Raw genomic sequence first — 6,684 nt, 5'->3', positions numbered from 1 at the left:
ATACCCCTGAGGTTTTGTTTAACGATTTTAGGCAAGCAGCGCTCAGCGCGCACATAAAATTAGTGGATGATGCCTGGATGCTTCATACGAAATTGTTCCAATTCTTGACGTCTTTATGAATTCAACATTGAAATTACAATTAACTTTTAAATTTGAATAAATAAATTTAATGTTAAAAATCGCTCAATCATCGCATTAACTTGCTCTGGAACTTCTAGAGTCGCTCAACATTTTGAGCCTATTACTTTTCCAAATTCAAATTGAGGCGCTTCTTGTCTTAACTTGTTGTAAGTACAATGGTGCTCATCTGTTAAAATACACAACGTGGGATAAGATATTTCTTTCAGCTTGCCCACTATCTGAGCGTCCCATTCAATTAAGCCTTTAAAAATATTCTGTAAGGCTTTTTTATCAACACTACTAAAAGCATCTTTGGCTATTGCTTTGTTTCGACTATTGGTGTGGATGAACAAATTATTTACCAATGAAATAACAAATTTACAGGTTGTAAAGAGTGCGGCAACCGACACAGCAATGATCCACATAGTTCATACTCACACTCCGAACAATCCTCTTACTTAAATTTAGCCTATTCAAAAACCTCTACTCATTCAGAATCTGGGCTTTTATGCTATATTTTATTAATAGCTTGACGACATGGAAGAGATCAAAAAATGAACGTCACTGAAAAGATTATCCACGCTCATCTTCTTAAAGGCACTATGGCGCCAGGTAAAGAAATTGCCTTAAAAATGGATCAAACTCTATGCCAAGATGCCACCGGAACTCTTGTTATGCTTGAACTCGAAGCCATGGGGTTAGAACGCACCAAAGCAGAAATTTCGGTGCAGTATGTCGATCATAATTTAATTCAAGAAGATAATAAAAACCCTGATGACCATCTTTTCCTAGAAAGTGCGGCACGTCATTTTGGTATTTATTTCAGCCGCCCTGGTAACGGCATTAGTCACGCCGTGCATATGCAAAACTTTGGTAAACCTGGTAAGACGCTTACTGGCTCTGACAGCCATACCTGCGCTGCAGGCTCTATGGCCATGTTGGCTATTGGTTCCGGTGGTTTGGAAGTGGCAATGGCCATTGCAGGATACCCCCTATATATCAAAATGCCGAAAGTGTTTGGAGTAAAATTAATTGGTCACTTATCCGATTGGGTCAGTGCTAAAGATGTTATTTTAGAAATGTTACGCCGCTATGATGTGAAAGGTGGTGTAGGTTATGTTATTGAATATTATGGTGAAGGCTTAAAAAGTCTCACGGCCATGGACCGTCATGTAATCGCCAACATGGGTGCTGAGCTTGGTGCCACTTCTACCGTCTTTCCTTCTGATGAAATCACTAAAGAATTTTTAAAAAGTCAAAACCGTGAGACTGATTGGCAAGAGTTGGTGGCTGATTCTGATGCAACCTATGATAAAAATGATGAAATTAACTTATCCAAACTTGAGCCACTTATTGCCAAACCCACAAGTCCAGGTAATGTAGTCCCTGTATCAGAAATTGCCGGAGAAGAAATTTATCAAGCCTACATTGGCTCTTCTGCGAATCCTGGATATCGAGACTTTGCTATTGCTGCACAAATCGTTAAAGGGCACACCATTAAGCCTAATGTTTCTTTTGATATTAACCCCAGCTCACGCACTATTTTAGAAGAGTTAGTCAATGAAGGACATTTGGGTAATCTTATTCATGCAGGTGCACGTATCCACCAAGCGGGCTGTAATGGTTGTATTGGCATGGGGCAGGCTCCGGCAACACATAAAAACAGTTTGCGTACTGTACCACGTAATTTTCCTGGGCGCTCGGGCACAATGGAAGATAAAGTTTTTCTTTGCAGCCCTGAAACTGCCGCGGCTTCTGCACTAATGGGGGTGATTACCGATCCCAGAACTTTGGATATGCCTTATCCTAAAGTCAGCTTGCCCAAAAAAGCAATTCTTAATAAAGCATGCATTGAATCCCCCATTGATTTAAATGATGCGAAAAAAACAAAACTGGTTAAAGGACCTAATATTGTGACCTTACCTGAGTTAGATCCTTTGCCTCATGAATATAAAATACCCGTACTCTTGATTGTCGGTGATAACATTTCCACCGATGAAATCTCTCCTGCCGGCGCCAAGGTCTTACCCTATCGCAGTAATATCCCTAAAATTAGCGAATTTACCTACGCTTATGTTGATAAAGAGTACGTCGAGCGTACCAAAAAACATAAAAAAGGCCATGTTATTATTGGCGGTGAGAATTATGGACAGGGTTCAAGTAGAGAACATGCCGCCTTAGCTCCTCGTTATTTAGGTTTAAAAGCTGTAATTGCGAAAAGTTTTGCGCGAATTCATTGGCAAAATCTCGTTAATTTTGGCATTTTGCCGTTAACTTTTAAAAATCCCAAAGATTACGATACGCTCAGACTTGATGACGAAGTAGAAATTAGTGGCTTACCTGAACTTTTAGATAAGGATACCTTTCGCATTAAAATTAATAGTAAAGAAATAGAAGTACAGCATACCCTCTCATCTCGCCAAAAAGAATTGCTAGTTTTAGGTGGTTTGATTAATTGGGTTAAGAAAGATTTACCCAAACATTCTCTTAAATCGCATTAGATTCCATTTATAAAAATCAGAAAGCAGTTTTATTGACACAATGGGCATCAAGCTTAGAATCGATAGCAGTTTATGATGAATTGAGAACGGGTTGTTAAGAAATAGTTCTTCATTAATTAAGAGCTGAGGATTAAACCCTCAGCCCTTTATGAGATGAATACAATAAGGCTGCGCGAAGCTATTCACTTAATCAGAAAAATTATTGCGGAATTACATCCCATATTGTTGGCGCTTGTCAATGTCATCATCTTGAGTAGTAGAATCAATAAAGCCTTTAATAGCAGATATTGCGGTAGCAAGAACACGACAAACAAAATTTAAAGCATCCATAGCCATATATGTACCCATAGCTATAGTAGCAGAAAGAATAGCGGAGGAATATTCACGTGATTCTTTAGAGGATTTTGGGTTTTCAATTAAACTCTTTACCCCAAAAACTGCTGCAGCAGCTACACCACATCCAACAATTAACTGTGTATAACCATGAACAAGAGCAATTACATTAAGAGCGGCTACAATTTGTTTTTTTAGTTTTTCATCCTTAAAATCATCCATGGTATATGGTTGAAAAAAAGAATTTCTTAATCGCTTCCTTTCACTATTTGCATAAGACTCAAGTCTGTTTAAATCTTCTTTGGTTAATGAAGGCATTGAAAAGTCTCCTTTAAGTTAGATTAACTAAGATGATTATCTTACATGCAATAACTTAAGATTTTATTAAGTAATAAGTCAAAGTGGATAGAATTTAATTAACTTAATAAAATGATTTGAAAAATCAACAAAGTTATTTATAGAAAACTAAGAGAAGAGAATTGCTTTAAATTAGATTTAATTAAAAGGCAAGATCGGCCCTAAAGGCACAATTTGTGTGGGGTTTATCGCTTTATGACTGTAATAATAATGTTGCTTAATTTGTAAAAAATTCACCGTCTCACAAATACCAGGATAATAATAAAGTCGCTCTAAGTAAGATTGAAGGGCTTTATAATCACGGATTCGTTGTTTATTCGTTTTAAAATGCCCATAATAAACAGCATCAAAACGAATTAAAGTAGTAAAGAACCGCCAATCTGCTTCTGTAAGTCGATTATCTATTAAATAGTGATGATGGCTTAAATGGGTTTCCAGCTCATCTAATAAACTAAATAAATCAAGATAAGCTTGCTCGTACGCTTCTTGCGTGCTGGCAAAGCCACATTTATAGACGCCATTATTGATGGCATTATAAATCCGCTCATTTAAAGCATCAATTTCGGCACGCAAGGGCTCGGGATAAAAATCTTGTGTATCTCCAGTTAAATGATCAAAAGCTTGATTTAATTGACGAATAATTTCAGCAGACTCATTATTCACAATGGTTTGTTCTTTTTTATCCCATAAAACCGGAACTGTTACTCGTCCGGTATAATCAGACTTCGCTTTAAGATAAATTTCATAAAGATAACGCAAACCATACAATGTATCCCCAGTAGCCCCCATACTCTTTTTAAACTCCCAACCATGTTCAAGCATGTGTGGATGGACGATAGAGATTTCAATATAACGTTCAAGCTGTTTCAGTTTGCGAAAAATTAAAGTGCGATGCGCCCATGGACAAGCAAGGGATACATATAAATGATAACGGCCTTTTTCTGCAGGAAAGCGTGCTTTAAGATTGCGACTTAACGCTTCTCTAAACTGTGTGGGCTCCCGTTTAAACACACCACCGGTTTTTGTGGTATCATACCAGGCATCATGCCACTTGCCATCAACTAAGAGTCCCATAAATTATTCCTTAATATAAAGTATTCTAACCTAATTAATACTTCCTGTGGCTATACACGCACCAATAGTGCCCGTGATCCGCTCCTTGCACTCAATACATCCCGATTCATCTCTCAAATAATGCATTTCTACAGGATTGCAGATCATGGCACGAATTAAACGGGGCCCCTTTCCTGGCATGCCTGCATGCATCACTTTACGATTATCAATCAACAAAATATCGCCTTTTTTCCATAAGCAAGAAGAGTAATAATTGCGCATTGAACGGGCTAAAGTGATTACTTCCTGCTTATTAAAGCAACTACCCACTTTTTGCTGCTCCACAGCGAGATGCATTTTTTTATTGGCTTTAAATTCAGCCAATTTATTACGCACGATACAATATGATTTTTTAGGTGAATTAAAAAATGCAATGATTATTACTGCTAAATACTCTATGGACTGAAACACTGATTTAGGTAATTTCCAAAACAAACGATGCCAAAACCATTCTTTTCCTTGATAATCATGCATGAAACATTTTCTTAATTCATCATTAAGTCTTGGTAATTCAAAGAGATTGATTGCCAGTGCCTTTTCTTTGGTTAGTGGGTGTTCAAAAACACTAGGCTTGTACATAAGAATGAAGCGATCTTCCCTTTCTCCTACGCGCGGTAAATCAAAATGCTCACAAATTTGCTCTACTTTATCTGTAGAAATATGGTAGCGTTCTGCCACTGCAGAAACCAACCATTCGGAAACAAAATAAGCGTGTTGTTCTAAGCGTTTTTTTAAATCATCATTTAAGTCACGATAAATTTTGGCAGTATTAATAATACCAGTCTCTCCCCCCATAGTAGAAGGTTCAAGGCAACCAAAACAAATATAGCTGGGAACATCAGCTGAATAATAATTTTCGGTGTGAAAACCACCTAGATATAGAGTTCCACCCGTTTTATATACGGAGTTGGTTAATAAAACATATTGATGACCTTCAACATGATCACGTCCATTTTCTGACATAAAGGCTTCACTAATAGCTTGAAAATCAGGGATACTTAAAATCGTTTTTTCAAACTGTTCGTCAGTATTTACATCAAACCCACGCAGCAACACTGCTCCGTATTGAGCCATATCTTCAATAAGTTTTGTGGCACTGGCGGCCAGGAACTGCTGCAAATATTCACTGCTGGTTTCACGATGTGCCTCAAGCACCAAGGGCATTTCTTTTTCTTCGGATAAAATCAAACGCTCATCATCACGCAGAAATCGAGTAATAACTCCAGAATACTCATTATGCATTATCAATTCCTTCTTTCATGCTCATAGAAAAAATATAGCAGAAAATTTATTGGTACATCATTACGCCATTAATGTTGGTACTAAAAAAGCCAGCATCAGAAGACTAAAAACCAATTTGCGCGAAACCTCCCACCTGAGTTGCAATATATCAGAGAATGTTATAAAAATGCTCTACTTTTTAAATTTGTACTAGAAAATGAACTACACAAATTTTGGATATAGAATCAAGCAAATCATTAAAGGTGAAGACTATCATTGGCTTTTTTTTCCTGGTGGTCCTGGGTTAGGTTCAGAATACCTTATGGAGTTATGTCAGAAATTAAAGTTACCGGGGAGTATTTCTCTGATTGATTTTCCTAAAGATGGAACCAATACATATGGTGAACTTAATCTACAACACTGGAAAGAGGGTTTAGTAGATTTGGTGCGATCTTTGGAAAAACCTATTATTGTCGCACACAGTTTTTCGGGAATGTTTACCCTTAGTGTACCCGAATTAGAGCCTCATTTAGCTGGAGTGATATTGATGAATACCACTACAACCAACACCTTCTATCCGCATGTCAGTGCCATGCAACAAAAACATCAATTACCCGATCTAGTTCCTGCGGCAAGTCAATATCATTTATCACCCTCAAATGAAGCTTATAAAGAATTCTGGCAAACTTATAAGTATTACTGTTTTACTGCCAAAGAATTAGCCGAAAGTGAAAAAATGTTATCACTTTTTGCTTATAATAATAACTCCTATTATTTTGCCATTGAAAATTTTTACACAGACTATCAATGCCAGTGGTCACCCAAAGTAATCCCTGCAATGACTATTGCTGGCGAAAATGATTTTATTTGCCCACCACGAATTTTTAGCGATGACGAGCGCTTTCAATCGCCTAATATCTTAAATAAAATAGTTGCCAACGGGGGGCATTGTCCATGGATCATGTATTTACAACGTGTACAAGAATGCTTTGATGACTTTATTAAAGAAGGTGGTTGGCATTAATAATATTTATTATGA

At 37.2% G+C, this 6,684-nt stretch carries 6 protein-coding genes; 2 read left to right on the top strand and 4 right to left on the bottom strand.

The features are described 5' to 3' along the window. Window positions 1-224: 224 nt before the first annotated feature. Entirely contained in the window at window positions 225-545 is a 321-nt protein-coding gene (locus QM652_RS08955) for a hypothetical protein (protein ID WP_415074959.1), read from the bottom strand. Window positions 546-674: 129 nt separating this feature from the next. Here QM652_RS08955 and QM652_RS08950 point away from each other — a divergent pair, with 129 nt between their 5' ends. Beyond that, the gene (locus QM652_RS08950; RefSeq protein ID WP_415074957.1) at window positions 675-2,621 is read left to right on the top strand and encodes an aconitate hydratase; all 1,947 of its coding nucleotides are present in this window, start codon (window positions 675-677) and stop codon (window positions 2,619-2,621) included. 210 nt (window positions 2,622-2,831) lie between these two features. Here QM652_RS08950 and QM652_RS08945 read toward each other — a convergent pair whose 3' ends face one another. The 3 genes from QM652_RS08945 to QM652_RS08935 form a co-directional block, all read right to left on the bottom strand. Beyond that, the gene (locus QM652_RS08945) at window positions 2,832-3,272 is read right to left on the bottom strand and encodes a hypothetical protein (RefSeq protein WP_415074955.1); all 441 of its coding nucleotides are present in this window, start codon (window positions 3,270-3,272) and stop codon (window positions 2,832-2,834) included. 177 nt (window positions 3,273-3,449) lie between these two features. After that, entirely contained in the window at window positions 3,450-4,385 is a 936-nt protein-coding gene (locus QM652_RS08940) for a glutathione S-transferase family protein (RefSeq protein WP_415074953.1), read from the bottom strand. Window positions 4,386-4,415: 30 nt separating this feature from the next. Then, complete coding sequence (locus QM652_RS08935) at window positions 4,416-5,666, bottom strand: TauD/TfdA family dioxygenase (RefSeq protein ID WP_415074951.1); 1,251 nt, start codon at window positions 5,664-5,666, stop codon at window positions 4,416-4,418. 196 nt (window positions 5,667-5,862) lie between these two features. Between QM652_RS08935 and QM652_RS08930 the strand changes: the two genes are divergently transcribed. After that, the gene (locus QM652_RS08930; protein WP_415074949.1) at window positions 5,863-6,669 is read left to right on the top strand and encodes an alpha/beta hydrolase; all 807 of its coding nucleotides are present in this window, start codon (window positions 5,863-5,865) and stop codon (window positions 6,667-6,669) included. Window positions 6,670-6,684 lie beyond the last annotated feature (15 nt).

This window comes from Legionella sp. (assembly GCF_047605385.1).
Classification (GTDB): domain Bacteria; phylum Pseudomonadota; class Gammaproteobacteria; order Legionellales; family Legionellaceae; genus Legionella.
The sequence above is the reverse complement of the archived record's forward strand: the minus strand, read 5'-3'. Positions and strand labels throughout refer to the sequence as shown.